The organism is Serratia nevei (assembly GCF_024160145.1).
Classification (GTDB): Bacteria; Pseudomonadota; Gammaproteobacteria; order Enterobacterales; family Enterobacteriaceae; genus Serratia; species Serratia nevei_A.
In genome coordinates, this window is the sequence record NZ_JAMYWQ010000021.1 from 68,003 (window position 1) to 93,081 (window position 25,079).

General features: G+C 61.1%; 25 protein-coding genes. 11 read left to right on the top strand and 14 right to left on the bottom strand.

The window, feature by feature from the left end:
• Positions 1-20: 20 nt before the first annotated feature.
• The 3 genes from M6G53_RS15645 to zipA form a co-directional block, all read right to left on the bottom strand.
• On the bottom strand, positions 21-236 hold the full coding sequence (locus M6G53_RS15645) for a DUF3820 family protein (RefSeq protein ID WP_004936441.1): 216 nt from the start codon (positions 234-236) through the stop codon (positions 21-23).
• On the bottom strand, positions 236-2,257 hold the full coding sequence (ligA, locus tag M6G53_RS15650; RefSeq protein WP_253332823.1) for an NAD-dependent DNA ligase LigA: 2,022 nt from the start codon (positions 2,255-2,257) through the stop codon (positions 236-238). Before ligA ends, M6G53_RS15645 begins: the two co-directional genes overlap by 1 nt.
• 79 nt (positions 2,258-2,336) lie before the next feature.
• The gene (gene zipA / locus M6G53_RS15655) at positions 2,337-3,362 is read right to left on the bottom strand and encodes a cell division protein ZipA (RefSeq protein ID WP_253332825.1); all 1,026 of its coding nucleotides are present in this window, start codon (positions 3,360-3,362) and stop codon (positions 2,337-2,339) included.
• A gap of 221 nt (positions 3,363-3,583) precedes the next feature.
• Between zipA and cysZ the strand changes: the two genes are divergently transcribed.
• The 5 genes from cysZ to crr all read left to right on the top strand — a co-directional run bounded on the left by cysZ (position 3,584) and on the right by crr (position 8,486).
• Positions 3,584-4,342, top strand: coding sequence for a sulfate transporter CysZ (gene cysZ, locus M6G53_RS15660; protein WP_253332827.1), 759 nt, complete (start codon positions 3,584-3,586; stop codon positions 4,340-4,342).
• A gap of 185 nt (positions 4,343-4,527) precedes the next feature.
• Positions 4,528-5,496, top strand: a complete 969-nt coding sequence (gene cysK / locus M6G53_RS15665) for a cysteine synthase A (RefSeq protein WP_038881303.1) — start codon at positions 4,528-4,530, stop codon at positions 5,494-5,496.
• Between the two features lie 399 nt (positions 5,497-5,895).
• Positions 5,896-6,153, top strand: a complete 258-nt coding sequence (gene ptsH / locus M6G53_RS15670) for a phosphocarrier protein Hpr (protein WP_004936458.1) — start codon at positions 5,896-5,898, stop codon at positions 6,151-6,153.
• A 46-nt stretch (positions 6,154-6,199) separates the two neighbouring features.
• Positions 6,200-7,927, top strand: a complete 1,728-nt coding sequence (gene ptsI, locus M6G53_RS15675) for a phosphoenolpyruvate-protein phosphotransferase PtsI (protein WP_004936461.1) — start codon at positions 6,200-6,202, stop codon at positions 7,925-7,927.
• 49 nt (positions 7,928-7,976) lie between these two features.
• Positions 7,977-8,486, top strand: a complete 510-nt coding sequence (crr, locus tag M6G53_RS15680; protein ID WP_253332829.1) for a PTS glucose transporter subunit IIA — start codon at positions 7,977-7,979, stop codon at positions 8,484-8,486.
• 298 nt (positions 8,487-8,784) lie between these two features.
• Here the strand turns inward: crr and M6G53_RS15685 are convergent, their stop codons facing one another.
• Together M6G53_RS15685 and M6G53_RS15690 are read right to left on the bottom strand one after the other, a co-directional pair.
• Entirely contained in the window at positions 8,785-10,107 is a 1,323-nt protein-coding gene (locus M6G53_RS15685; protein WP_253332831.1) for an ATP-binding protein, read from the bottom strand.
• 5 nt (positions 10,108-10,112) lie between these two features.
• The gene (locus M6G53_RS15690) at positions 10,113-10,793 is read right to left on the bottom strand and encodes a response regulator transcription factor (protein WP_253332833.1); all 681 of its coding nucleotides are present in this window, start codon (positions 10,791-10,793) and stop codon (positions 10,113-10,115) included.
• 174 nt (positions 10,794-10,967) lie between these two features.
• On the opposite strand from M6G53_RS15690, the gene M6G53_RS15695 reads away from it, so the two are divergent.
• Together M6G53_RS15695 and M6G53_RS15700 are read left to right on the top strand one after the other, a co-directional pair.
• A complete protein-coding gene (locus M6G53_RS15695; protein WP_253332835.1) occupies positions 10,968-12,161 on the top strand; it encodes an efflux RND transporter periplasmic adaptor subunit in 1,194 nt (397 codons plus the stop codon).
• Positions 12,162-12,163: 2 nt separating this feature from the next.
• Entirely contained in the window at positions 12,164-14,113 is a 1,950-nt protein-coding gene (locus tag M6G53_RS15700) for a MacB family efflux pump subunit (RefSeq protein WP_253332837.1), read from the top strand.
• A gap of 1 nt (position 14,114) precedes the next feature.
• Here M6G53_RS15700 and cysM read toward each other — a convergent pair whose 3' ends face one another.
• The 8 genes from cysM to M6G53_RS15740 form a co-directional block, all read right to left on the bottom strand.
• Positions 14,115-14,996, bottom strand: coding sequence for a cysteine synthase CysM (cysM, locus tag M6G53_RS15705; RefSeq protein WP_253332839.1), 882 nt, complete (start codon positions 14,994-14,996; stop codon positions 14,115-14,117).
• A gap of 81 nt (positions 14,997-15,077) precedes the next feature.
• Complete coding sequence (gene cysA, locus M6G53_RS15710; protein ID WP_253332841.1) at positions 15,078-16,166, bottom strand: sulfate/thiosulfate ABC transporter ATP-binding protein CysA; 1,089 nt, start codon at positions 16,164-16,166, stop codon at positions 15,078-15,080.
• Positions 16,156-17,031, bottom strand: a complete 876-nt coding sequence (gene cysW / locus M6G53_RS15715) for a sulfate/thiosulfate ABC transporter permease CysW (protein WP_253332843.1) — start codon at positions 17,029-17,031, stop codon at positions 16,156-16,158. Before cysW ends, cysA begins: the two co-directional genes overlap by 11 nt.
• Complete coding sequence (gene cysT / locus M6G53_RS15720; protein WP_253332845.1) at positions 17,031-17,870, bottom strand: sulfate/thiosulfate ABC transporter permease CysT; 840 nt, start codon at positions 17,868-17,870, stop codon at positions 17,031-17,033. The genes cysW and cysT overlap by 1 nt, the downstream gene beginning before the upstream one ends.
• Positions 17,871-18,893, bottom strand: a complete 1,023-nt coding sequence (locus M6G53_RS15725; RefSeq protein WP_253332847.1) for a sulfate ABC transporter substrate-binding protein — start codon at positions 18,891-18,893, stop codon at positions 17,871-17,873. It abuts the gene before it with no gap.
• Positions 18,894-19,094: 201 nt separating this feature from the next.
• Positions 19,095-19,994, bottom strand: coding sequence for a Dyp-type peroxidase (locus M6G53_RS15730; RefSeq protein WP_253332849.1), 900 nt, complete (start codon positions 19,992-19,994; stop codon positions 19,095-19,097).
• Positions 19,995-20,176: 182 nt separating this feature from the next.
• Complete coding sequence (locus tag M6G53_RS15735; RefSeq protein WP_038881279.1) at positions 20,177-20,764, bottom strand: RpoE-regulated lipoprotein; 588 nt, start codon at positions 20,762-20,764, stop codon at positions 20,177-20,179.
• Positions 20,765-20,920: 156 nt separating this feature from the next.
• A complete protein-coding gene (locus M6G53_RS15740; RefSeq protein ID WP_253332851.1) occupies positions 20,921-21,385 on the bottom strand; it encodes a DUF2919 domain-containing protein in 465 nt (154 codons plus the stop codon).
• 175 nt (positions 21,386-21,560) lie between these two features.
• Here M6G53_RS15740 and M6G53_RS15745 point away from each other — a divergent pair, with 175 nt between their 5' ends.
• Entirely contained in the window at positions 21,561-21,959 is a 399-nt protein-coding gene (locus M6G53_RS15745) for a YgiW/YdeI family stress tolerance OB fold protein (protein ID WP_148875417.1), read from the top strand.
• 42 nt (positions 21,960-22,001) lie between these two features.
• Here M6G53_RS15745 and M6G53_RS15750 read toward each other — a convergent pair whose 3' ends face one another.
• A complete protein-coding gene (locus M6G53_RS15750; protein WP_004936504.1) occupies positions 22,002-22,427 on the bottom strand; it encodes a GNAT family acetyltransferase in 426 nt (141 codons plus the stop codon).
• Between the two features lie 204 nt (positions 22,428-22,631).
• Here M6G53_RS15750 and amiA point away from each other — a divergent pair, with 204 nt between their 5' ends.
• From amiA to M6G53_RS15765, 3 genes are all read left to right on the top strand, one after another.
• Positions 22,632-23,513 (top strand): N-acetylmuramoyl-L-alanine amidase AmiA, encoded by an 882-nt coding sequence (gene amiA, locus M6G53_RS15755; RefSeq protein ID WP_253332853.1) that lies wholly within the window; start codon positions 22,632-22,634, stop codon positions 23,511-23,513.
• A gap of 65 nt (positions 23,514-23,578) precedes the next feature.
• Positions 23,579-24,499 (top strand): oxygen-dependent coproporphyrinogen oxidase, encoded by a 921-nt coding sequence (gene hemF / locus M6G53_RS15760; RefSeq protein ID WP_253332855.1) that lies wholly within the window; start codon positions 23,579-23,581, stop codon positions 24,497-24,499.
• Positions 24,499-24,954 carry a YaiI/YqxD family protein gene (locus tag M6G53_RS15765; RefSeq protein WP_004936514.1) on the top strand — a complete coding sequence of 152 codons (456 nt, stop codon included), beginning with the start codon at positions 24,499-24,501 and terminating at the stop codon, positions 24,952-24,954. The genes hemF and M6G53_RS15765 overlap by 1 nt, the downstream gene beginning before the upstream one ends.
• The last annotated feature ends 125 nt before the right edge of the window (positions 24,955-25,079 follow it).

A 25,079-nucleotide genomic window follows, 5' to 3' on the forward strand; every position in this document is an offset into this window, starting at 1 on the left:
ACGGGCCAAGGCCCGTCAGTTCAACTTTTCTTCAGCGGCTTGACCAGGTGGTCAAGCCCTTCGATTTTAATCGCCAGCGTCATCTCCATCAGCATGCCGAGCTTGCCTTTGGGGAATTCGCCCTTGCGGGCGAACCACAGCAGGTACTCTTCCGGCAAGTCGATCAGCACCCGCCCCTGGTACTTGCCGAACGGCATCACGGTATTGGCGATCTCCAGCAGGTTTTCCTTTTCCATCAGTCACCCAGCAGGCGGATCATTTCCGCTTCGTCGATCACCGCAATACCCAGTTCCTGCGCCTTCGCCAGCTTGGAACCGGCCGCTTCGCCGGCGATCACCAGATCGGTTTTCTTCGACACGCTGCCGCTGACCTTGGCGCCCAGCGCCGTCAGGCGATCTTTGGCCTCGTCGCGCGACAGCTGGCTCAGCGAGCCGGTCAGCACCACGGTTTTGCCGGCGAACGGGCTGTCTATCTCTTCAGCGACCACCACCACCGGCGCCGGCCAGTGGATGCCGATCTCGGCGCCCACCAGCTCGTTGATCACCTGCTGATTGAGCGCTTCATCAAGGAAATTGCGGGTGTGTTTGGCCACCACCTCACCGACGTCCGGTACCTCTTTCAGCGCCTCGATATCGGCGGCGAACAGCTTCTCGAGCGATCCGAAATGCGCCGCCAAGTTGGCGGCGGTCGCCTCGCCGACCTCGCGAATGCCCAACGCATACAGGAAGCGAGCGAAGGTGGTCCGTTTGGACTTCTCCAGCGCATTGACCAGATTCTGCGCCGATTTCGGCCCCATGCGATCCAGGCCGGTCAGAATGCCGGCGGACAGGCGGAACAGATCGGCCGGGTTCTTCACGTACTCTTTGTCCACCAGCTGCTCGATAATCTTGTCGCCCATGCCTTCGACGTCCAGCGCGCGGCGGGAAACGAAGTGCTTCAACGCCTCTTTGCGCTGCGCGCCGCAGATAAGACCGCCGGTGCAGCGCGCTACCGCCTCGCCTTCCACGCGCTCAACGTCGGAGCCGCACACCGGGCAGTGCAGCGGGAACACCACTTCACGCGCATCCTGTGGCCGGCGGTCTTCCAGCACCCCCACCACCTGCGGGATCACGTCGCCGGCGCGGCGCACGATCACCGTATCGCCGATGCGCAGCCCCAGACGCTCAATTTCATCGGCATTGTGCAAGGTGGCGTTGCTGACGGTCACCCCGGCCACCAGCACCGGCTCAAGGCGCGCCACCGGCGTAATCGCGCCGGTACGGCCAACCTGAAACTCCACTTCGCGCACCACGGTGATCTGCTCCTGCGCCGGGAATTTGAACGCCGTCGCCCAACGCGGCGCACGCGCCACAAAGCCCAGCGTTTCCTGCAGATCGATATCGTCAATCTTGATCACCACGCCGTCGATGTCGAAACCGAGCTGCGCGCGGTCCTGCTCGACCTGGCGATAAAACGCCAGCACTTCCTCGCTGCCGGTGCGGCGTTGGGCGCGATCGCTGACCGGCAGGCCCCAGGCCTTGAACTGCATCAGGCGCTCAAAGTGGCTGCGCGGCAGCTCGCCGCCTTCCAGCAGGCCGACGCCGTAGCAGAAGAAGGTCAGCGGGCGTTTGGCGGTAATGCGCGGATCGAGCTGGCGCAGCGAACCGGCGGCGGCGTTGCGCGGGTTGGCGAACACCTTGCCGTCTTTGCGCCTCGCCTCTTCGTTCATCTGTTCAAAACCGGCCTGCGGCATGAACACTTCGCCGCGCACTTCCAGCCGGCGCGGGAGGTTGTCGCCGGTCAGGCGCAGCGGAATGGCGCGAATGGTGCGCACGTTAGTGGTGATGTTCTCGCCGGTGGTGCCGTCGCCGCGCGTCGCCGCGCGCACCAGCTCACCGTCTTCGTACAGCAGGCTGACCGCCAGGCCGTCCAGCTTCAGCTCGCAGCAGAAGGTCAGCGGATCGCTGCTTTTGAGCCTATCCTGCACGCGCTTGTAAAACGCCAGGAAGCTTTCTTCGTCGAACACGTTGTCCAGCGACAGCATCGGCACTTCGTGACGCACCTGGTCGAACGCCGCCAGCGGCGCCGCCCCCACGCGCTGGGTCGGCGAATCGGCGGTGATCAGATCCGGATGCGCGCTCTCCAACTCGCGCAGTTCGCGCATCAGGCGGTCATATTCCGCATCCGGCACTTCCGGCGCATCCAGCACATGATACTGGTATTCATGATGGCGCAATGTGGCTCGTAGTTGATTGATTTGTTGGATTATCGATTCCATGGCTCACCATCAAAGATAAAAAACCCCCGGCTAGCGGGGGCTTTGTTGTTACGGATGTTCAGTGCGCGCGGCAACCCGGTCAGGCGTTGTTTTCCAACACTTCACGGATACGCGCTTTGTAGGTTTCCAGCTTCTGCGGCGTCATCATGCGACGCTCGTCGTCCAGCACCACGCCGCCCACGTCGTCGGCGATGCGCTGTGCCGACTGCAGCATCAGCTTGAAGTTCTGGTTGGCGTCGCCGTAAGACGGCACCATCATGAACATCGACACGCCCGGCGTGGAGAAGTCGGACATCATGTCAGGATCGAACGACCCCGGCTTGACCATGTTCGCCAGGCTGAACAGCACCGGGCCGCTGCCGGCCGGGCTGATATGGCGGTGGAAGATGCCCATCTCGCCAAACTGGAAGCCTGCCTGCAACACGCTCTGCAGCAGCACTTCGCCGCCGATGACGCCGCCCTGATGGGCCGCGACGTGCAGCACCAGCACGGTCTCTTTCAGCTTGGCCGGAATGGGCGCAACCGCCGGCTGTTGTGGCTGCGGCGCAGGTTCCTGCACCGGCTTCACTTCCGGCGCTTGCTGCGCAGGGACAGGCTCGGCGTGGAATGCCGGTTCCGCCACCCGCGGCGCCTCATGTTCATGCGGCAGATCGTCGACGCGCGGCTCGCGGCGCGCGGCCGGTTGGGGTTGCTGCGGCTCGGCCGGTTCTTCGTCCGGTGCGTAGTTGTTCAGCAGGATATCATCATACTCCGGCCGCTGAGACAGCGGAGGCGGCGTCTGATGAGCGGCCGGCTGAACGGCGCGGGGCGCAGGCGCAGCCGCCGGAGCGGGCTTCGGCGCGGCCACGGGTTCTTCGCGTGCGGCATCGAAATGGCCGAATGACGGCTCGTCTTGCGGGTGAGCGGCGCGTACGCGCACCTCACCGACGCCTTCTTCGAGATCGTCGATCGGAGTTTGTTCACGTTCCTTTTGGGAACGTTTGGCTGGGCGATCGCGGAAGAGCGCTGACCGTTCTTTGCGACTGGTCCACAGACCGTGCAATAACAGCGCTATTATGGCGATCGCGCCAACAACGATTAATATCAGACGCAAATCCTGCATCATTGCTATCTCTGTTGTTCCAATACATTGCCACCGCGGCAAACATTCACTCTTTAACTCTATTTGCCCGCGCACACAAGTGCAAGTCCGTGCTGAACTTTATGCCAATAAAGATGATTATACTGCCTTTTTCTGCTGGTTTTTCAGCCAACCCTACCCTAGCCAGTGGAAAATCATCCCTATATGATAATGATGCCTGTTCAGACAACGAGATAACTTAAGATATGTCCTATACGCAGCCCCCTGCCCGCTCCACCAGCGGCATTCACTATTTCGCCGAAGGCTGGCGCCTGATTTCACGCCCGGGGATTAAACGCTATGTGGTCCTGCCGTTGCTGGTCAACGTGCTGCTGATGGGTTCCGCTTTCTGGTGGCTGTTCAGCCGGCTCGGCGACTGGATCCCGGCGATGATGAGCCACGTCCCCGACTGGCTGCAGTGGTTGAGCTACCTGCTGTGGCCGCTGGCGGTCATCTCGGTGCTGCTGGTGTTCAGCTATCTGTTCAGCACCATCACCAACCTGATCGCCGCGCCGTTCTGCGGCCTGCTGGCCGAACAGCTCGAAGGCAGCCTGACCGGCAAACCGCTGCCGGACACCGGCCTGCTCGGCATCGCCAAAGATCTGCCGCGCATCATGGCGCGCGAATGGCGCAAGCTGATGTATTACCTGCCGCGCGCGCTGCTGCTGCTGGCGCTGTACTTCGTGCCCGGTATCGGCCAGACGGTGGCGCCGGTGCTGTGGTTCCTGTTCAGCGCCTGGATGCTGGCGATCCAGTATTGCGACTATCCGTTCGACAACCACAAGGTGAGCTTTGCCGATATGCGCCGCGCCTTGCGCCAGCACAAAACCGACAACCTGCAGTTCGGCGCGCTGGTCAGCCTGTTCACCATGATCCCGATCCTCAACCTGGTGATCCTGCCGGTCGCCGTCTGCGGCGCCACCGCGATGTGGGTCGATCGCTACCGCGCGCAATTCGTCCGATAACCGCCGCTTTTTACCGCCGATAGCGCGGAAATTTTCGCCAGGGCGCGCATTTCGCGCCCTTATCATTGTGCTTAAAACTTATTTCCTAATAACATATAGATATACCAATTCTTTACTTCCCTGCCGGTACTGTTAGCGTATGCTTTCGATGTTCCCCACATTTTCATAGAGTTAAAGGACGGGCTATGAGCAAGATATATGAAGACAACTCATTAACAATCGGCCATACGCCGCTGGTTCGTCTGAACCGTATCGGCAACGGACGCATTCTGGCCAAGGTTGAATCACGCAACCCGAGCTTCAGCGTCAAATGCCGCATCGGTGCCAATATGATTTGGGATGCGGAACAACGTGGCGTGCTGACCGCCGGCAAAGAGCTGGTGGAGCCGACCAGCGGCAACACCGGTATCGCGCTGGCCTTCGTCGCCGCCGCGCGCGGTTACAAGCTGACGCTGACCATGCCGGAAACCATGAGCATCGAGCGCCGCAAGCTGCTCAAGGCGCTGGGCGCCAATCTGGTGCTGACCGAAGGGGCGAAAGGCATGAAGGGAGCCATCGCCAAGGCGGAAGAGATCGTCGCCACCGACCCGAACCGTTACCTGATCCTGCAACAGTTCAGCAACCCGGCCAACCCGGCCATCCATGAAAAAACCACCGGCCCGGAAATCTGGGAAGACACCGACGGTGAAGTCGACGTGTTCATCTCCGGCGTCGGTACCGGCGGCACGCTGACCGGCGTCAGCCGCTACATCAAGAACACCAAAGGCAAGGCTATCACTACTGTGGCGGTCGAGCCGACCGACTCGCCGGTCATCAGCCAGGCGCTGGCCGGTGAAGAGCTGAAACCGGGCCCGCACAAGATCCAGGGCATCGGCGCCGGCTTCATTCCGGGCAACCTCGATCTGGACCTGGTGGATCGCGTCGAGAAGGTCTCAAACGACGAAGCCATCAGCATGGCGCGCCGCCTGATGGACGAAGAAGGTATCCTGGCGGGCATCTCCTCCGGCGCAGCGGTCGTGGCGGCGGTGAAGCTGGCCGAAGAACCGGCGTTCGCCGACAAAACCATCGTGGTGATCCTGCCCTCTTCCGGCGAACGTTACCTGAGCACCGCGCTGTTCGCCGATCTGTTCACCGAGCAGGAATTGCAGCAGTAATTCCGTCACTGCACAAATCGCTAAAAAAGCACCCTGCGGGGTGCTTTTTTGTGGACTGGATCAAACTTTATAGCAGTCCAAGATTGCTTTTGCCCGTCGGCTTTAGTATTTAACGGTGCATTATTTCGATGCGCAAAATTAATCACCCCCCGAGCCCGGTCAAGGCTGAATCGATTTACTCATCTGTCGCCGACGCGTCGAATCGGGCATAATGGGGAGCGGATTGGAACGACGTCAAAAGCCGAGTTTTTTGATCTGAAGTGCCTAACGCGTCGTTTTCTGTTGCATCAACGTTCGCCCCTGTCCATAGTCAGGCGCTATAACCAGGCAAGCTAAAGTCAGGCCCCTGGGCTAAACTTTAGCTCCACAACATTAATCCAATAAGTTGGGGAAACATCAATGTTCCAGCAAGAAGTTACTATTACCGCTCCGAATGGTCTGCATACTCGCCCTGCCGCTCAGTTCGTTAAAGAAGCCAAAGGCTTCACGTCTGACATCACCGTGACCTCCAACGGCAAAAGCGCCAGCGCTAAAAGCCTGTTCAAACTGCAAACTCTGGGGCTGACTCAAGGGACCGTAGTGACCATCTCAGCTGAAGGTGAAGACGAGCAGAAAGCCGTTGAGCACTTGGTAAAACTGATGGCAGAGCTTGAGTAATCGGCCCGTCTTTTTAGTTAACACCAGTCAAGAGTAAGGTAGGGTTATGATTTCAGGCATTTTAGTATCACCGGGCATCGCTTTTGGTAAGGCACTCTTGCTGAAAGAAGACGATATCGTCATCAACCGGAAGAAAATCTCTGCTGATCAAGTAGAGCAGGAAGTCTCGCGTTTTCTGGCCGGCCGCGCGAAAGCGTCCGAACAGCTGGAAGCGATCAAGACCAAAGCTGGCGAAACCTTCGGCGAAGAGAAGGAAGCTATCTTCGAAGGCCACATCATGTTGCTGGAAGACGAAGAGCTTGAGCAGGAAATCATAGCCCTCATCAAAGACGATCTGGCCTCCGCAGACGCCGCCGCCTACACCGTGATCGAAGGTCAGGCGAAAGCGCTGGAAGAGCTGGACGACGAATACCTGAAGGAACGCGCCGCCGACGTGCGCGACATCGGTAAGCGCCTGCTGCAGAACATTCTGGGCATGCCGATTGTCGATCTGGGCTCCATTCAGGACGAAGTGATCCTGGTGGCCACCGATCTGACCCCGTCCGAGACCGCGCAGCTGAACCTGGACAAAGTGCTGGGCTTCATTACCGATCTCGGCGGCCGGACCTCCCACACCTCCATCATGGCGCGTTCCCTGGAGCTGCCGGCGATCGTCGGTACCAGCGACGTGACCAAACAGGTGAAAAACGACGACTACCTGATTCTGGACGCGGTTAACAACCAGATTTACGTTAACCCGACCGCTGACGTTATCGATCAGCTCAAAGCCGCTCAGAACCAATACATCACCGAGAAAAACGATCTGGCCAAGCTGAAGGATCTGCCGGCGATTACGCTGGACGGCCATCAGGTTGAAGTCTGCGCCAACATCGGCACCGTGCGCGACGTCGCGGGTGCAGAGCGCAACGGCGCGGAAGGCGTCGGCCTGTATCGTACCGAATTCCTGTTCATGGACCGCGACTCGCTGCCGACCGAAGACGAGCAGTTCCAGGCTTATAAAGCCGTGGCGGAAGCCATGGGCTCGCAGGCCGTGATCGTCCGCACCATGGACATCGGCGGCGACAAAGACCTGCCGTACATGAACCTGCCGAAGGAAGAGAACCCGTTCCTCGGCTGGCGCGCCATCCGCATCGCGATGGACCGCCGTGAAATCCTGCACGCCCAGTTGCGTGCCATCCTGCGCGCCTCGGCGTTCGGCAAACTGCGCATCATGTTCCCGATGATCATCTCCGTGGAAGAAGTCCGCGATCTGAAAGGCGAAATCGAGACGCTGAAGGCGCAGCTGCGCGAAGAAGGCAAGGCGTTTGACGAGAGCATCGAAGTGGGCGTGATGGTGGAAACACCGGCTGCGGCGGTCATCGCTCACCACCTGGCGAAAGAAGTCGACTTCTTTAGTATTGGGACAAACGATCTAACCCAGTATACTCTGGCGGTAGATCGCGGCAACGAGCTGATTTCTCATCTCTATAACCCGATGTCCCCATCAGTGCTTGGCCTGATCAAACAGGTTATTGATGCATCTCACGCGGAAGGCAAGTGGACCGGCATGTGCGGTGAACTGGCTGGCGATGAGCGTGCTACACTGTTGTTATTGGGCATGGGGCTGGATGAGTTCAGCATGAGTGCGATTTCAATCCCGCGCATCAAGAAAATTATTCGTAACACGAATTTCGAAGATGTGAAGGCGTTGGCAGCGCAGGCCTTGGCACAGCCAACGGCACAAGACCTGATGAATTGCGTCAATAAATTCATCGAAGAAAAAACGCTCTGCTAAACTTCCACGACACTGGAACGCCGCCCAATTTAATGCTTAGGAGAAGATCATGGGTTTGTTCGATAAACTGAAATCTCTGGTTTCTGATGACAAGAAAGACACGGGCACTATCGAGATCGTCGCTCCCCTTTCTGGCGAAATCGTCAATATCGAAGATGTGCCGGACGTAGTGTTCGCTGAAAAAATCGTTGGCGACGGTGTCGCTATCAAACCGGCCGGCAACAAAATGGTTGCTCCGGTTGACGGCACCATCGGTAAGATTTTCGAAACCAACCATGCATTCTCTATCGAATCCGACAGCGGCATTGAGCTGTTCGTCCACTTCGGCATCGATACCGTAGAACTGAAAGGCGAAGGCTTCAAACGCATCGCCGAAGAAGGCCAGCGCGTCAAGAAAGGCGATGTCGTTATCGAGTTCAACCTGCCTCTGCTGGAAGAAAAAGCCAAGTCTACCCTGACGCCGGTGGTTATCTCCAACATGGACGAGATCAAAGAGCTGATCAAATTGTCCGGCAGCGTGACCGTTGGCGAAACCCCGATCATCCGCATCAAGAAGTAATCGCGAATGAGCAAGAAAAACGGCGCCCTCGGCGCCGTTTTTTTATCCCCTTCGTCTTTCGAACCGCAGCGTTGTTGGCCGCACGTGCTCACCCCGGTCACTTACCGGAGTAAGCTCCCGGGGATTCCCCCGCTTGCCGCCTAGCTGCAATTCGAAATCCTTTGGGTATGTCGCGGATAATAGACGTTATCGGCGCAGGCAGTTTGAACATGGACAGCGCGCAACCTTCGGAGCGTACACGCAGTACGTGACGAAGGCGAGCACTACCCTAGTTCAAAATGGCAAGTAAGATAGTCTATTATTGCCAGCGCGGGATGCGCAGGGTAATGACCAGCCCCTCTTTGTCGCCGTTGCGCGCTTCAACCTGGCCGCCGTGCGCCAGCACCACCTTGCGGGTGATCGCCAGCCCCAGGCCGTAACCCTTGCCCGACAGCGCCGATTTCACGCGCACGAACGGATCGAAAATGCTCGACAGCTTCGACACCTCCACGCCCGGCCCCTGATCGCTGACCGCGATCTGGAACTGGTTGTCGACGCGCGACAGCGCCACCGTCACCCGCTGCCCGTGGCTGGAGAAGCGCAGCGCGTTGCGCACGATGTTGTCCACCGCGCGCCGCATCAGCTCCGCGTTGCCCTTGACGGTGTACTCCACGTCCGACTCGGCCTGCAGCACGATCTCCACACCGGGCACCTGCGCCTCGTAACGCGCATCGCTCACCACCGCGTCCACCAGGCCATACAGATCGAAATACTCTTCGTCCGGCAAGATGCTGTGTTCCGCGCGCGACAGCGCCAGCAGCTCGCCGATCATTTTGTCCAGCCGCCCCGACTCGTGTTCGATGCGCTTGAGCGAGGCTTCGACGTTGCCGGCGTTCTGCCGCGCCAAACCGATCGCCAGCTGCAGGCGCGCCAGCGGCGAACGCAGCTCGTGCGAGACGTCGTGCAACAGCTGCTCGCGGGCGCTGACCAGCAGCTCCAACCGCTCGGCCATGGTGTCGAAATCGCGCGCCACGTCGGACAGCTCGTCGTGGCGGCGCCGCATTTTCGGAAACAGCCGCACCGACAGATCGCCCTGTGCCACCCGATCCAGACCGCCGCGCAGCTGGCGCATCGGCCGGGTCAGGTTCCAGGCCAGCACGGCGCTGAACAGCAGCCCGCCCAGCCCGCCGACCCACAGCATCGGCGCCGGAATATTGAAGAAGTGAGAACGCCGCGGCGGCCGATACTCTTCCCGCAGCCCGCGCACGCTGTAGCTCAGCCAGTAGCCCTGCCCCTCCCCGACCTGCACCCAGGCGGTGATGTCTTTCGGCATCCGCCGCCCTTCCAACACCGGTTGTTCCGGCGCGGGCGGCGGCGGTTGCGTCATCGGCGTCACGGACAGCAAGCGTCGATCGTCCTCGGGCCAGTCGCGCATCAGCGCTTCCAGCGCCGGCATGCCGCCGCTGCGCAGTTGGGTAGCGGCGGAGGTCAACTGCAGGCCGATCACCCGCCGCGCCATGGCGCTCTCCGGCGGCTCATAGCGATCGCCATACAGCGAAAACGCCACCCACAGCGCCTGCGTCATGATGAGGAAGGTCAGCCAGAAGCCGAGCAATATTTTCCAGAACAATCTTCCGCGCATGAAAATTACCGAATGCGATAGCCGATGCTGCGCACCGTCTCGATGCCCAGCGTATTGCCGGGCAACGCGCTCAGCTTCTGACGGATGTTGCTGATATGCACGTCCACGCTGCGGTCATAGGCTTCGCGCGGGCGCCCTAACCCCTTCTCGGACAGTTCGTCCTTCGACACTACGCGATCCGGCGCGCGCAGCAGCAACTCCAGCAGGTTGAATTCCGAAGCGGTCAGATCGAAGACCTTGCCCCGCCATTCGCTGCTGCGGGTCGAGGGGTTCAGCGTCAAATCGCCGAAGCTGATGGCCGCATCGTCGTCTGCCTCTTCCGGCCGTTCGTCGAAGCGGCGCAGCACCGCACGCAGGCGGGCGACCAGTTCACGCGGGTAACACGGTTTGGGCATGTAGTCGTCGGCCCCCATCTCCAGGCCGATCACCCGGTCGATGTTGTCGCCTTTGGCCGTCAGCATGATGATCGGCAGCCGGCTTTTTTTGCGCACGTCGCGCAACACATCGATGCCGCTCATGTCCGGCAGCATGATATCGAGGATCATCGCGGTATAGTCGCCCGACAGCGCCCCTTCCACCCCGGCTTTGCCGGTCAACACCAACGTGGCGTCGAAGCCTTCGCCGGTCAGGTATTCGCTCAGCATGGTGCCAAGCTCCAGGTCATCGTCGACCAGTAAAATTTTCATGCCTTGCTCCTTTGCCGATTTTCGCTATTTTCCCGCCAATTACGCCGACTCGCAGCCGATTTTACTCATTCCTTACATATTCCTGAGCGCCGCTTAACCGCAGGCCGGGCGGCGGCGCGTTAAATTAGAGGCCACCGATTTTCGTTGCGCCTCATGTCAGGGAAGCTTTACCGCATGTTCTCGCCATTCCGTTCAATACGTTATCTGTCGCTCATCGTTATTGTGGCCGCTCTTGCGCTATTTCTCTACTTCAGCGCACGAAGCGGCAATGACGCCCCGCGTTACATCACCGCCGTGGCGCAAACCCGCGATCTGGAACAGACGGTGCTGGCCGACGGCACCCTCGCCGCACAAAAACAGGTCAGCGTCGGCGCCCAGGTTTCCGGCCAGATAAAGGCGTTGCACGTGGCGCTGGGCGATCGCGTACGCAAAGGGCAGCTGGTGGCTGAGATCGACGATTTAACGCAGCAGAATGCGCTGAAGGATGCGGAAGCGGCATTGAAGAACGTGCAGGCGCAGCGCGCGGCCAAACAGGCGACGCTGCGCAACAACCGGCTCAGCTACCGGCGGCAGTTGGCCATTCAGGCGCGCGGCGTCGGTGCGCAGGCCGATCTCGACAGCGCCAAGGCATCGCTCGACGCCATCCGCGCCGACATTGAGGCGCTGGATGCGCAGATTATTCAGGCGCAGATCGCGGTGAACACCGCCCAGGTCAATCTCGGCTACACCCGCATCACCTCACCAATCGACGGTACCATCGTCGCCACACCGGTGGAGGCCGGCCAGACGGTAAACGCCGTACAGAGCGCGCCGACCCTGGTTAAAGTGGCGCAGCTGGACACCATGACCATCAAGGCGCAAATCTCCGAAGCGGACGTGGTGAAGGTCAAGATCGGCATGCCGGTCTATTTCACCATTCTCGGCGAGCCGAACAAACGTTATCAGGCCCGACTGCGCGCGATAGAACCGGCGCCGGACTCGATCAACGACGATACCACCTCATCCAGCGCCAGCAGCACCAGCTCCGCCGCTTCGTCGAGCAGCGCCGTGTATTACGTCGGGCTGTTCGACGTGGCTAACCCGGATGGCGCGCTGCGCATTTCGATGACTGCTCAGGTGTATATCGTGTTGGACAAAGCGAGCGGCGCGGTGGTCATCCCCGCCACCGCGCTGCGCGGCGAACAGGTCGAGGTGGTCGATGAACAGGGCAACGTCGCCCAACGGCCGGTCAAGGTGGGCATCAACAATAACGTCGATGCCCAGATCGTCAGCGGCCTGCAGGCCGGTGAACGGGTGATCGTCAGCCAGGCCGCCGCCGACGCGTCGCACAATACGCGACGCCTGGGCCCGCCGCCGATGGGGATGTGAGCATGAACGCTACGCCATTGCTGCAGCTGTGCGGCGTCAGCCGCCATTTTGAGGCCGGTGAACAGAGTATCGCGGTGCTGAAAAACCTCGATCTCCGCATCCATCAGGGCGAGATGGTGGCGATCGTCGGCGCTTCCGGTTCCGGCAAATCGACGCTGATGAACATACTCGGCTGCCTGGATCGCCCCAGCGCCGGCGACTATCTGATCGCCGGGCAGGCCATCGGGCAACGGGATCGCGACAGCCTGGCCGCGCTGCGCCGCGAACATTTCGGCTTTATCTTTCAACGTTATCACTTGCTAAACGATCTCAGCGCGCTGGGCAACGTCGAAGTCCCCGCGATCTACGCCGGGCGCCCGTTTGCCGAACGCCGCCGACGGGCCGCCGATCTGTTGCGGCGCCTGGGGCTGGCACAGCGCCTGGCGTATCGCCCCAGCCAACTCTCCGGCGGCCAGCAACAGCGCGTGGGCATCGCCCGGGCCTTGATGAACGGCGGGCAGGTGATCCTGGCGGACGAACCGACCGGCGCGCTGGACAGCCACAGCGGCCAGGAGGTGATGAGCATTTTGCAAGAGCTGCACGCCCGCGGCCATACGGTGGTGATCGTCACCCATGACCGGCAGATCGCCGCCCATGCTCAGCGCATCATCGAGCTGCGAGACGGTGAAATCGTCGCCGACCGTCGCACCGGCGGCGGCGGCACCACGCGCCTGCCGCAGGCGCCGGCCAGCGCCGCCGGCCGCTGGCAATCGCGGCGCGATCGGCTGCGCGAAGCGTTCAAAATGGCGCTGCTGGCGATGGCCTCGCAGCGGCTGCGCACCTTGTTGACCATGCTCGGGATCATTATCGGCATCGCCTCGGTAGTCTCGGTGGTGGCGCTGGGCCAGGGCTCGCAGCAGAAAGTGCTGGCAGACATCAACGCCATGGGCACCAGTACGCTGGAGATCTTCCCCGGCAAGGATTTCGGCGATCGGCGTTCAGCGGCGATCCAGACGCTGCGCGCCACCGACGCCGACGCACTGGCGCAGCAAAGCTATGTGCACAGCGTCACGCCCACCGTCGCCGAAAGCGTCACTTTTCGCTACGGCAATCAGGCGGTCAGCGGCACCGTCAACGGCGTGGGGGAACAGTATTTTCAGGTACGCGGCTATCGGATAGACAGCGGCATGGCGTTTAACCGCCACAGCGTCGATGGGCTGATGCAAGAAGCGGTGATCGATGAAAACACCCGCGACAAGCTGTTCCCCAACGGCGCAGATCCGTTGGGAACCGTGATTCTGCTCGGTACGCTGCCGTGCCGCATCATCGGCGTGGCGGCCAAAAAACAGAACGGCTTCGGCAGCGATGAAAACCTGAACGTCTGGATCCCCTACACCACCGCCATGAAACGGCTGATTGGCCAAAGCTATCTGAAAAGCATCACCGTGCGGGTCAACGACGACGTCGATCTCGCCAGCGCCGAGGACGGCGTCACCCGTCTGCTGAGCCAACGCCACGGCGGCAAGGACTTCTTTGTGCTGAACACCGACAGCATTCGCCAAACCATCGAGAAAACCACCGCCACGCTGACGCTGATGGTATCGATGATCGCGTTGATCTCGCTGGTAGTAGGCGGCATCGGCGTGATGAACATCATGCTGGTATCGGTGACGGAACGCACGCGGGAAATCGGCGTGCGGATGGCGGTTGGCGCGCGCGCCGGCGACATCCTGCAGCAGTTTCTGATTGAAGCGGTGCTGGTATGCCTGCTGGGGGGAACCTTAGGCGTGCTGCTGTCGCTGGCGATCGGCGCGTTGTTCAGCCAGTTCAGCAGCCATTTCGCGATGGTCTATTCCGCCGGTTCCATCGTCGCCGCCTTCGCCTGTTCAACGCTGATCGGCGTGATCTTCGGCTTTTTCCCGGCGAAGCGCGCCGCCGGGATGGATCCTATCCACGCGCTGGAGCGGGAATAGCTTAGTCGAACACGCCGGTGGAAAGGTAACGGTCGCCGCGATCGCAGACGATCGCCACCACGACGCTGCCGGGGTGGGCCACCGCGATGAGTAAAGCCCCGGCCACCGCGCCGCCGGAGCTGACGCCGCAGAAGATACCCTCACGCTGTGCCAACTGACGCATGGTCTGCTCGGCATCGCGCTGCTCGATATCCAGCACCTGATCCACCAGCTCCGGGCGGAAGATGCCCGGCAGATAAGCGGGCGCCCAACGGCGAATGCCGGGAATGCTGCTGCCCTCCGCCGGCTGCAGGCCGATGATCTGCACCTGCGGGTTCTGGCTCTTCAGGTAACCGCCCACGCCGGTAATGGTGCCGGTGGTGCCCATGCTGGAAACGAAGTGGGTGATGCGTCCTTCAGTCTGGCGCCAGATCTCCGGGCCGGTGGTGGTGAAGTGGGCGTAGGGATTGTCCAGATTGTTGAACTGATCCAGCACCTTGCCCTGCCCCTGACGCTGCATCTCCAGCGCCAGATCGCGCGCCCCTTCCATCCCCTGCTCGCGGCTGACCAGGATCAGCTCGGCGCCGTAGGCGCGCATCGCCGCCTGCCGCTCCAGGCTCATGTTCTCCGGCATCAGCAATTTCAGCGTATAGCCCTTCAGCGCGGCGATCATCGCCAGCGCAATGCCGGTGTTGCCGCTGGTGGCCTCGATCAGCACGTCGCCGGGCTTGATCTCGCCGCGCAGCTCCGCCTGCTGGATCATCGCCAGCGCGGCGCGATCCTTCACCGATCCCGCCGGGTTGTTGCCTTCCAGTTTAACCCATACCTCGCTGCCCGCCTGGGCGGCCAGCCGTTGCAGTTTTACCAGCGGGGTATTCCCGATGCATTGTTCGAGCGTTGTCACGTTCTTTGCCTGTGTGTTGATATGCGTAAAGTAAAAAGGCAACCCGGGGGTTGCCTTGAATAAAAGGGCAGCTAAAACCTATCAGGCGCTTTTGGCTAACGCAACAGGTTGCAGCAACCGATCGCCGGCATACAGCCGCGCATTGAGGCCGCCGACGTAATAGCGGCCGCCGCGTACCGGCGTTGGATTGCCTTCCGGCAGCACCACGCCGATCGGCTCCTGGTGCCAGCCGATCGGCTGCACCGTCAGCTGCCAGAAGTGGCCGCGCGGGCTGACTTCCAGCACCTGTACCGGCAGCGGGCAGCGCTCGCTGCTTTCGGTCGCCACTTCCATTTCCCACGGGCGCAGGAACAGATCGACGCTGCCCTGGTGCATCGGCTGGAACGACAGCGGCCACTGGTGCGCGCCGACGAACAGCTGAGAGCCGCGTATTTCGCCGTTCAGGCGGTTCACTTCCCCCATGAATTCCAGCACGAAGCGGCTGGCCGGTTCACGCATGATTTCGATCGGCGACCCGACCTGTTCGATATTGCCCTGGCTCATCACCACGATGCGGTCGGCCACTTCCATCGCCTCTTCCTGATCGTGGGTGACGAACACGCTGGTGAACTTCAGCTCTTCGTGCAGCTGACGCAGCCAGCGGCGCAGCTCTTTGCGCACCTGCGCATCCAGCGCGCCGAACGGTTCGTCCAGCAGCAGAATTTGCGGCTCCACCGCCAGGGCGCGCGCCAATGCCACGCGCTGTTTCTGGCCGCCGGACAGCTGAGACGGATAGCGGTTGGCCAGGTGACCCAGCTGCACCATCTCCAGCAGCTGGGTGACTTTCTGTTTGATCGCCGCGGCATTCGGCCGCTCGCGGCGCGGCAGCACGGTCAGGCCGAAGGCGATGTTGTCGAACACCGTCATGTGGCGGAACAGCGCATAGTGCTGAAACACGAAGCCCACGCGCCTGTCGCGCGCGTGCATGTGGCTGACGTCGGTGCCGTGGAAGCCCAGCTTGCCGCCGCTCTGGCTTTCCAGCCCTGCGATGATCCGCAGCAGCGTGGTCTTGCCGGAACCGGACGGCCCGAGCAGCGCCACCATCTCGCCGGAGGCAATATCGAGCGAGATATCGTTCAATACCTTGGTGCGACCGAAGTACTTGTTGATGCCGTTAATCTCAATGCTCATGATTTTCCTCCCGCTCGAGACGCGCGTTTTGACGTTCCAGACGCCACTGCAGCGCACTCTTCAAAAATAGGGTAACGATCGCCATCAGGGTCAACAGGGCGGCGGCGGTAAAGGAGCCGACGGTGTTGTAATCCTGCTGCAACAGCTCAACCTGCAGCGGCAGGCTGTAGGTTTCGCCGCGAATCGAACCGGACACCACCGACACCGCGCCGAACTCGCCGATGGCGCGCGCGTTGGTCAGCACCACGCCGTACAGCAGCGCCCAGCGGATGTTGGGCAGCGTCACGCGGCGGAACATTTGCCAGCCGGACGCCCCCAGCAGAATGGCGGCCTCGTCTTCCTGGCTGCCCTGGCTGAGCATCATCGGCACCAGCTCGCGCACCACGAAGGGGCAGGTGACGAAAATGGTCACCAGCACCATGCCCGGCCAGGAGAACATGATCTGGATGTTGTGCGCGTCCAGCCAGCCGCCCAGCAGGCCGTTGCTGCCGTAAAACAGCAGGTAAATCAGCCCCGCCACCACCGGAGAAACGGCGAACGGGATATCGATCAGCGTCAGCAGCAGCTGGCGGCCGGGGAAGGTGAAACGCGTCACCAGCCACGCCAGCAACGTGCCGAACACCAGGTTGAACGGCACGGTGATCAGCGCGATCAAGACCGTCAGCCAGATGGCGTGCAGCATGTCCGGATCGAGCAAGTTACTCCACATCGCGCCGAACCCTTTGGAAAAGGCTTCGGCGAAAATCGATATCATCGGCACCACCAGCAGCAGCACCGAGAACAGCGCGCCGATGGCGATCAGCGTCCATTTTCCCCAGTTGACGCGCGGGCGCTCGGCGCCGTGGAAGGCAGAAATATCAGCCATCAGTGCCCTCCTCCCAAACGTCTGCCGAAGCGGCTTTGCAATACGTTAATGCTGAACAGCAGCAGCAGCGACGCCGCCAGGATCACCGAGGCGATGGCGCTGGCCGCTGGGTAATCGAACTCCTGCAAACGCACGAAAATCATCAGCGAGGTCACTTCCGTCTTCCAGGCGATGTTGCCGGCGATGAAAATCACCGCGCCGAACTCGCCCAGGCTGCGGGTAAAGGAGATGGCGGTGCCGGCCAGCAATGCCGGTGCCACCTCAGGCAACACCACGCGGCGGAAGCTCTGCCAGCGCGTGGCGCCCAGCGTCTCGGCCGCCTCTTCGTATTCCGGCCCCAGCTCTTCCAGCACCGGCTGCACGGTGCGCACCACAAACGGCAGGCTGGTGAACGCCATCGCTACCGCGATCCCAAGCCAGGTAAAGGTGACCTTGATGTCGAAGTGCGCCAGCCACTGACCGTACCAGCCAGTGGTGGAAAACAGCCCCGCCAGCGTCAGGCCGGCCACTGCGGTCGGCAGTGCGAACGGCAGATCGATCAGGCCGTCCAGCAGCGAACGGCCGGGAAAACGGTAGCGCGTCAGGATCCAGGCCATCAGCATGCCGAACACCGCGTTAAACAGGCTGGCGACGCCGGCCGCCAGCAGCGTCACTTTATACGCCGCCACCACCTGCGGGTTGGAAATCACTGCCCAGTATTGCGCCAGGCTCATCTGTGCCAGCTGCATCACCAGCGCGGTGAGCGGCAACAGCAGGATCAAACAGGTATAAAACAGGCTGCTGCCGAGGCTGAGGCCAAATCCGGGCAGCACCCGCTTACTGGACGACAACGCCAACATTTACTTGCGCCCTGCCGCTAACAGCTGATCCAGCTCGCCGCCGGTGGCGAAGTGGGTTTTCATCACCTGCGGCCAGCCGCCGAACTGGTCTTCCACGCGGAACAGTTGGGTGTCCGGGAATTGCCCCTTCGCCGCCGCCATCGCTTTCTGGTCATACACGCGGTAGTAGAAGCTGGTGATCACCTGCTGCGCCGCCGGGCTGTAGAGATAGTTCAGATAGGCTTTGGCCGCCTGTTCGGTACCGTTGCGCTCGACGTTTTTGTCGACCCAGGCCACCGGGAACTCCGCCAGAATATCGACCGGCGGCACGATCACTTCGTACTTGTCCTCACCGTACTGCTTGCGGATGTTGTTCACTTCGGACTCGAAGCTGATCAGCACGTCGCCCAAGCCGCGCTCGACGAAGGTGGTGGTCGCGCCGCGGCCGCCGGTATCGAACACCAGCACGTTTTTCAGGAAGCGGGTCATGAAGGCGCGGGTCTTGGCCGGATCGTTGCCGTCGGCCTGACTGGCGGCGCCCCAGGCGGCCAGATAGGTGTAACGGCCGTTACCGGAGGTTTTCGGGTTCGGGAACACCAGCTTCACGTCGTCGCGCACCAGATCGTTCCAGGTGTGGATCCCCTTCGGGTTGTCCTTGCGCACCAGAAACGCCATGGTGGAGTAGAACGGCGAGCTGTTGTTCGGCAGGCGCGCCTGCCAGTCCGCCGGGATCAGCTGCCCGCGATCGTGCAGGATCTGCACGTCGGTCACCTGGTTGTACGTCACCACGTCGGCGCGCAGGCCCTGCAGGATCGCCAGCGCCTGCTTGGAGGAACCGGCGTGCGATTGTTTGATGGTCAGCTTGTCGTTCGGATGCTGTTGATTCCACTGCTGTTCAAAGCCGGGATTCAGCGCGATGAACAATTCACGGGAAACGTCATAAGAGCTGTTCAGCAATTCCGCCGCCGACGCGGCGCCGCTCGCCAACAGCGCCGCCGCCAGCCAACCTTTCAGCACAAGATTTTTAACCCGGTTTTGTTTCATTCTGCACCTTATCACTGAGTCATTCCTTCAGGCTTTCGCCTTATTGACGACCAGTGTATTTATAACTCGGTGCGGAGCTGTAACGCTTTTATATACCGTTTAGTGATTTACAAGCATCAAACGCTATAAGGCAGGGAATGCGAGGCGTTTTCGGGGCGGGAAAACGGGCCGAAGCCGGGCGCGCCGGCTTCGGCAACGGCGTCAAAGTGACAGCAGGCGCGTCAGCGATGGCGCAAAGTAGTAGCTGCCGGTAACCGCACGGCTGAAACGCAGCATCGCGTCGCGTTTGCCGTCCAGATCGCCGAACATGCTCAGCAGCTGCTGCTCGATATTGTGCAGGCGTGCGCAATAGGCGATGAAGAACAGGCCGTGCTTGCCGCTGGCGGTGCCATAAGGCAGGCTCTGGCGCAGAATTTTCAGGCCTTTGCCGTTCTCTTTCAGATCGACGCGGCTGACGTGCGAGGTATCCGGGCGCCGATCGGCCGGCAGCTCTTCGCTGTCGTGCTTGGTGCGGCCGATGATCTGCTCCTGCTGTTCGGTGGTAAAGCGCTGCCACTGGCGCAGGTTGTGCTCGTAGCGTTGCACCAGCACGTAGCTGCCACCTGCGTCCTCTTCGCCTTCGGCAATCGTCGCCACTGCCGGGCGCTGCTCGCCCTGCGGGTTTTCGGTACCGTCGATGAAACCGCTCAGATCGCGCTCTTCCACCCAGCGGAAACCGTGGGTTTCTTCTTCAATCTTGATGGCGTTGCCGAACGCCGCCAGTGCCGCCTGCGCCAGCGTGAAGTTGACGTCGTGACGCAGCGACTGAATGTGGATCAGCATATCGCGCTGGGTGGCCGGCGCCAGCCCTTTGCCGAGCGGCGTGAACGGCTTCAGCTCTTGCGCGCCCTGGCCGTTGGAAAGATCGTGCCAGACGTCATAGCCGAAAGCGATCACCGCGCCGAGGCGCGCATCGGGAAACTGCTGCTGCAGCTCGCTCAGCGTCTGACAAAACTGTTTGCAGCCCTGGCGCAAGTCGGCGAATTCGCCCTGTACGGTGGCTTCCATAAAAATGGCGAAACGGCAGTGCTCCAGCAGAATACCGCTCTGAACCTGTGTCATGTTGTTATCCTCAATACCAGAATCCGGCAACAGGTAAGGTATGGCGGTTGACGCGCGGGTTCCCTGTTACAAACGCGCGCTATCATACCGCAAGCATCGGCGATTGCCTTGCAGCAGCGCAAAGAAAATAGGGGTAATGGCTTGAAAAGGCAGGCGCCGTGAACCGGCGCCCGTTGAACATATTACTGCTGCGGCTTGGCGTGCCAGATGATTTTGCTGACCGTCCAGCTTTTCAGGGTGTCGTCCGGCGGGATGATGTCCTGCGCCCCGGCCCACTTGCCACTGAAGATATAGGTGACGTACTTGCTCTGTTCCGCCACACACTCCACTTTGCCGGCGTCTTCGCCGCTGCCCGGCTTACAGGAGCCGAACGCCTTGCTGTACATGTCGCCGAACGGCGTGCCGAGCTTGTTGCCCCACTCCGTCGCCACTTTCTGATCCATCACGTCTACCCGCTGCACGTGGCCTTTCGGCTCGCCGGTGATCACCAGCTTCACTTCGTCGCCGGACAGCGCCTGGTAATAGGAGACGATCTGGCCGTTGCTGGTCGCCATGCCGCCGCGCAGGCGGTAGTTGCCGTCCAACCCGTCGTTGATGGCGCTTTCCGACATCGGCGTGCCGGCGTTGAGCTTGCCGACGCCCTTGGCACCGACCTCCAGGCTGCTGCCGAACCAGTTGAACGGCGACAGGCTGGACCAGGAGAAATTGGACATGCTCGAACAGCCGGTCAGTAACAGCGGCAGCCCTAACAACAGGGGGCGAATATTCATCTCTAGCTCCTTAAACATCAATGGCACGGGGCGGTAATCCGCCCCTGCCGCACTCGGTGTTTTGCTGCGTGCCAGCCTCTCACAACGGCCCGCACGACGCCAACGGTTGCCAGCTTGGAGTGCGGAAAATGCGAAAAGTGCCGCACTTCCCGGTAATTAGTCGGTGTGCTCCGCCGGCGCAAAACAGGCTTTCAGGCGCGCATTCAACAGCAGATAGCTCAGCGCCAGCGCATCGAGCAGCGCCAACGCCAGCTCCAGCCCCGGCGCATCGCCGTCCTGGCGCCACAGGCTGAACAGCGAGCCGCCGAGCGACGCCAGCACGGAGATAATCAGCCCCCAACGCCAGCCGCGCCACAGCCGCGGCCATTGGTGGCGGCGGCCGCTCAGCAAAAACGCCAGCGCCGCCGGCAGGCCGAGCAGCATGCCGTACCAAAAGCGTTGGGTATCCGGATAAAACAGCGCCAGCAAGCTTTCGCCCTGCTCACGCGAAGCGCCGGCCATCACGAACAGCAGCCAAGTGCGCGCCTGCAAAATCAGCACGGCCCAAAATCCCAGCGGCAGCCGCAGCGCGCCGTGCTGGTCGTAATCGTCCGGGGAAAACCGGGGTAAGAATGGCTTCAACGATCGTTCCTTGCCAACAGAATAAAGACTATGGCTACAGATGGGCGCCGGCGGCGGGAATTTCAATGCGTCGGCTTAAGAAGCTCTTAAGATCGGCATGTTTTAATCCTTATCACTTAGCCCGCAGCCCGATATCAGCGGGAGATGATTTTCGATAACGATAAGGAAGCGCAACATGAAAAAACTGACTCTGGCCGCCCTGATCGCGCTGTGCAGCGCACCGGTACTGGCGCAACAAGGCGGGTTCCTCGATCCGGCCGCGCCGCAGGCTCAAACGCAAACCACCGCACAAGGCGGTTTCTCCGGCCCCAGCGCGGCGCTGACCACCGTGGACAAGGTGAAATCGCTGAGCGACGACGCCTGGGTGATGCTGCAGGGCAACATCGAGCAGCGCATCGGCGACGAAACCTATACCTTCCGCGACGCCACCGGCACCCTGACGGTCGATATCGATCGCAAACGCTGGAACGGCCAAACCGTTACGCCGAAAGACAAGGTGCAGTTGGAAGGCAAAGTGGATAAAGACTGGAACAGCGTCGAAGTGGACGTGAAAACCGTCAAAAAGCTGCCGTAATGCACTGCGGCGGGCGGTGCAACGCCGCCGCCCGCCGCTCGATCAATATTCCTGATCTTCGATCAGCCGCTTGCCCAGGCTGGTGATGCCCTGGATCTCGTAGCCGAGCTTCTCGTACATCTCGACTACCGTGTCGTTGTCTTCGCGCACCATAATCTGGATCTTCGGGCAGCCGCGGGCGATCAACTTCTTCTCCAGACGATTGATCAGCGCATTGGCGATGCCGCGCCCGCGATAGTCGGGATGCACCCCGAGGTAATACGCCGAGCCGCGGTGGCCGTCATAGCCGCCCATCACCGAACCGACCACTTCGCCGCCGACTTCCGCCACCAGGAACAGTTCCGGATCGTGGTTCAGCTTGCGCTCGATGTCCATTTCCGGATCGTTCCAGGGCCGCAGCAGATCGCAGCGCTCCCACAGGGTAATGACCTCTTCAAAGTCGTCTTGTCGAAATACGCGAATTTCCATCGATGTTGGCCGCTGTTAATTAAGGTGTTTATCTGATTATCGCGTGATTATTCACTTACGCAATATCAAACTGCGATTTACCGCGCTATTTGCCCAGAAATCGCCGGTAACAGGCGTAATAAATGGAAATAGTTATCGGGTCGATTAATGATTATCAATACGATATAACGTCGCAAAATAGAAACGTCGATGGAGCGTTGCGTAATGAAAAAGCAGGATAAACCATTCCTCAATTTTAAGCCGCTTGCCGTTTCCCCGACGCGACGCCAACTTTTGCTTTCCGGCCTGGCTGTAGCGTTGTTCGGCGTGAAAAACCACAGCGCCAGGGCGGAAGGCCTGCTGCGCAATCAGCACAGCAAACCGGCGGTGAAACCGGCCGGCGGCAAAAAGCTGGTGATGATCGATCCCGGCCACGGCGGCATCGACTCCGGCGCGGTCGGCCACGAAGGCTCGCAGGAAAAACACATCGTGCTGGAAATCGCCAACCACGTGCGCCGTTTTCTGCATGAGCATGACCACGTCGAGGCGCGCCTGACGCGCGAAGAAGACGAGTTCATTCCGCTGTTCCAGCGGGTGGAGATCGCCCACCAGCACCAGGCCGACTTGTTCATTTCGATTCACGCCGACGGCTTTACCAGCCCATCGGCCTCCGGCGCTTCGGTGTTCGCCCTGTCCAACCGCGGCGCCAGCAGCGCCATGGCGCGCTACCTGTCTAACCGTGAAAACGCCGCCGACGACGTGGCGGGCGGCAAGTACAAGGATCAGGACAACTACCTGCAGCAGGTGCTGTTCGATCTGGTGCAAACCGACACCATCAACAACAGCCTGACGCTCGGCCGCCACGTGCTCGGCCAAATTCGCCCGGTACACCACCTGCACAGCGACAGCACCGAACAGGCGGCGTTCGCGGTGTTGAAATCCCCGTCCATTCCCTCGGTGCTGGTGGAAACCTCGTTCATCACCAACCCGAACGAAGAGCGGCTGCTGGGCACCACCGCGTTTCGCGAGAAAATCGCCCGCGCCATCGCGGACGGCATCGTCAACTTCTTCGACTACTTCGACGCCCACCAGCGCAAACCCCGCTGATGCCGCGGGCGGCGAATAAGAGTATACTCAGCGCCTTGTTCAGCCAGACGCTATAAAGACCCCGCATGAGTTTACCTAACATCGCTGAAGTAAAATCCTTCCTGCTGGCGCTGCAGGATCATATCTGCGCGCAGCTCGCCCAGGCCGACGGCGGCGCCGTGTTCACCGAAGACCCATGGACGCGTGAAGAAGGCGGCGGTGGCCGCAGCCGCGTGCTGACCAACGGCGCGGTGTTCGAACAGGCGGGGGTCAACTTCTCGCACGTCTCCGGCGCCACCCTGCCGGCCTCGGCCACCGCGCACCGTCCGGAACTGGCCGGGCGCAGCTTCCAGGCGATGGGCGTCTCATTGGTTATCCACCCGCTCAGCCCCTACGTGCCCACCAGCCACGCCAACGTGCGCTTCTTCATCGCCGAAAAGCCGGGCGAAGCGCCGGTGTGGTGGTTCGGCGGCGGCTTTGATCTGACGCCGTTCTACGGCTTCGCAGAGGATGCCGTGCACTGGCACCGCACCGCGGCCGAGCTGTGCGCGCCATTCGGCGACGAGGTCTACCCGAAATACAAACAGTGGTGCGACGATTACTTCTTCATCAAGCACCGCAACGAAGCGCGAGGCATCGGCGGCCTGTTCTACGACGATCTGAACACCCCGGACTTCGACCACTGCTTCGCCTTCACCCGCGCGGTGGGCCAGGGCTTCCTCGACGCCTATCTGCCGATCGTCGAAAAACGCAAGGCCTTGAGCTGGGGCGAGCGCGAGCGCCAGTTCCAGCTCTATCGCCGCGGCCGCTACGTGGAGTTCAACCTGGTGTGGGATCGCGGCACGCTGTTCGGGCTGCAAACCGGCGGGCGCACCGAGTCCATTCTGATGTCGATGCCGCCGCTGGTGCGTTGGGAATATAACTACCAGCCGGACGCCGACAGCCCGGAAGCGGCGCTGGCGCGCGATTTCCTGCCGGTGCGCGACTGGCTGCAGGAGCCGAAATGATGCAGATTTGGGTCGATGCGGACGCCTGTCCGAACGTGATCAAAGAGGTGCTGTTCCGCGCCGCCGATCGCACCGCCATCACCGTGACGCTGGTGGCGAACCAGCCATTGCGCACGCCGCCGTCGAAGTACATCCGTTCACTGCAGGTGGCGGCCGGTTTCGACGTGGCCGACAACGAGATCGTGCGCCGCTGCGAAGCGGGCGATCTGGTGATCACCGCCGACATTCCGCTGGCGGCGGAGGTGATAGAGAAAGGCGCGGTGGCGCTGAACCCGCGCGGCGAGCGCTATACGCCGGACACCATCCGCGAGCGCCTCAACATGCGCGATTTTATGGATACCCTGCGCGCCAGCGGCATTCAGACCGGCGGCCCGAACGCCCTGAACCAGCGCGACCGCCAGCAGTTCGCCAACGAGCTGGACAAATGGCTGCTGCAGGCGAAACGGGCGCAGTGATGAACTGCACCCCAAATGTTGGACACATCTGACATTTGGAGGTGCAGCTTTATGAAGTATTCACTGCAAGACAAACTCAATGCCGTCCGGTATTACCTTGCCGGGCTTGGCAGCCAACGGCAGAC

What these genes read in the sequence shown, in the direction of transcription:
- M6G53_RS15645 (WP_004936441.1), bottom strand. Translation starts at nt 236, where the DNA reads ATGGAAAAGGAAAACCTGCTGGAGATCGCCAATACCGTGATGCCGTTC.
- ligA (WP_253332823.1), bottom strand. Translation starts at nt 2,257, where the DNA reads ATGGAATCGATAATCCAACAAATCAATCAACTACGAGCCACATTGCGC.
- zipA (WP_253332825.1), bottom strand. Translation starts at nt 3,362, where the DNA reads ATGATGCAGGATTTGCGTCTGATATTAATCGTTGTTGGCGCGATCGCC.
- cysZ (WP_253332827.1), top strand. Translation starts at nt 3,584, where the DNA reads ATGTCCTATACGCAGCCCCCTGCCCGCTCCACCAGCGGCATTCACTAT.
- cysK (WP_038881303.1), top strand. Translation starts at nt 4,528, where the DNA reads ATGAGCAAGATATATGAAGACAACTCATTAACAATCGGCCATACGCCG.
- ptsH (WP_004936458.1), top strand. Translation starts at nt 5,896, where the DNA reads ATGTTCCAGCAAGAAGTTACTATTACCGCTCCGAATGGTCTGCATACT.
- ptsI (WP_004936461.1), top strand. Translation starts at nt 6,200, where the DNA reads ATGATTTCAGGCATTTTAGTATCACCGGGCATCGCTTTTGGTAAGGCA.
- crr (WP_253332829.1), top strand. Translation starts at nt 7,977, where the DNA reads ATGGGTTTGTTCGATAAACTGAAATCTCTGGTTTCTGATGACAAGAAA.
- M6G53_RS15685 (WP_253332831.1), bottom strand. Translation starts at nt 10,107, where the DNA reads ATGCGCGGAAGATTGTTCTGGAAAATATTGCTCGGCTTCTGGCTGACC.
- M6G53_RS15690 (WP_253332833.1), bottom strand. Translation starts at nt 10,793, where the DNA reads ATGAAAATTTTACTGGTCGACGATGACCTGGAGCTTGGCACCATGCTG.
- M6G53_RS15695 (WP_253332835.1), top strand. Translation starts at nt 10,968, where the DNA reads ATGTTCTCGCCATTCCGTTCAATACGTTATCTGTCGCTCATCGTTATT.
- M6G53_RS15700 (WP_253332837.1), top strand. Translation starts at nt 12,164, where the DNA reads ATGAACGCTACGCCATTGCTGCAGCTGTGCGGCGTCAGCCGCCATTTT.
- cysA (WP_253332841.1), bottom strand. Translation starts at nt 16,166, where the DNA reads ATGAGCATTGAGATTAACGGCATCAACAAGTACTTCGGTCGCACCAAG.
- cysW (WP_253332843.1), bottom strand. Translation starts at nt 17,031, where the DNA reads ATGGCTGATATTTCTGCCTTCCACGGCGCCGAGCGCCCGCGCGTCAAC.
- cysT (WP_253332845.1), bottom strand. Translation starts at nt 17,870, where the DNA reads ATGTTGGCGTTGTCGTCCAGTAAGCGGGTGCTGCCCGGATTTGGCCTC.
- M6G53_RS15725 (WP_253332847.1), bottom strand. Translation starts at nt 18,893, where the DNA reads ATGAAACAAAACCGGGTTAAAAATCTTGTGCTGAAAGGTTGGCTGGCG.
- M6G53_RS15730 (WP_253332849.1), bottom strand. Translation starts at nt 19,994, where the DNA reads ATGACACAGGTTCAGAGCGGTATTCTGCTGGAGCACTGCCGTTTCGCC.
- M6G53_RS15735 (WP_038881279.1), bottom strand. Translation starts at nt 20,764, where the DNA reads ATGAATATTCGCCCCCTGTTGTTAGGGCTGCCGCTGTTACTGACCGGC.
- M6G53_RS15745 (WP_148875417.1), top strand. Translation starts at nt 21,561, where the DNA reads ATGAAAAAACTGACTCTGGCCGCCCTGATCGCGCTGTGCAGCGCACCG.
- M6G53_RS15750 (WP_004936504.1), bottom strand. Translation starts at nt 22,427, where the DNA reads ATGGAAATTCGCGTATTTCGACAAGACGACTTTGAAGAGGTCATTACC.
- amiA (WP_253332853.1), top strand. Translation starts at nt 22,632, where the DNA reads ATGAAAAAGCAGGATAAACCATTCCTCAATTTTAAGCCGCTTGCCGTT.
- hemF (WP_253332855.1), top strand. Translation starts at nt 23,579, where the DNA reads ATGAGTTTACCTAACATCGCTGAAGTAAAATCCTTCCTGCTGGCGCTG.
- M6G53_RS15765 (WP_004936514.1), top strand. Translation starts at nt 24,499, where the DNA reads ATGCAGATTTGGGTCGATGCGGACGCCTGTCCGAACGTGATCAAAGAG.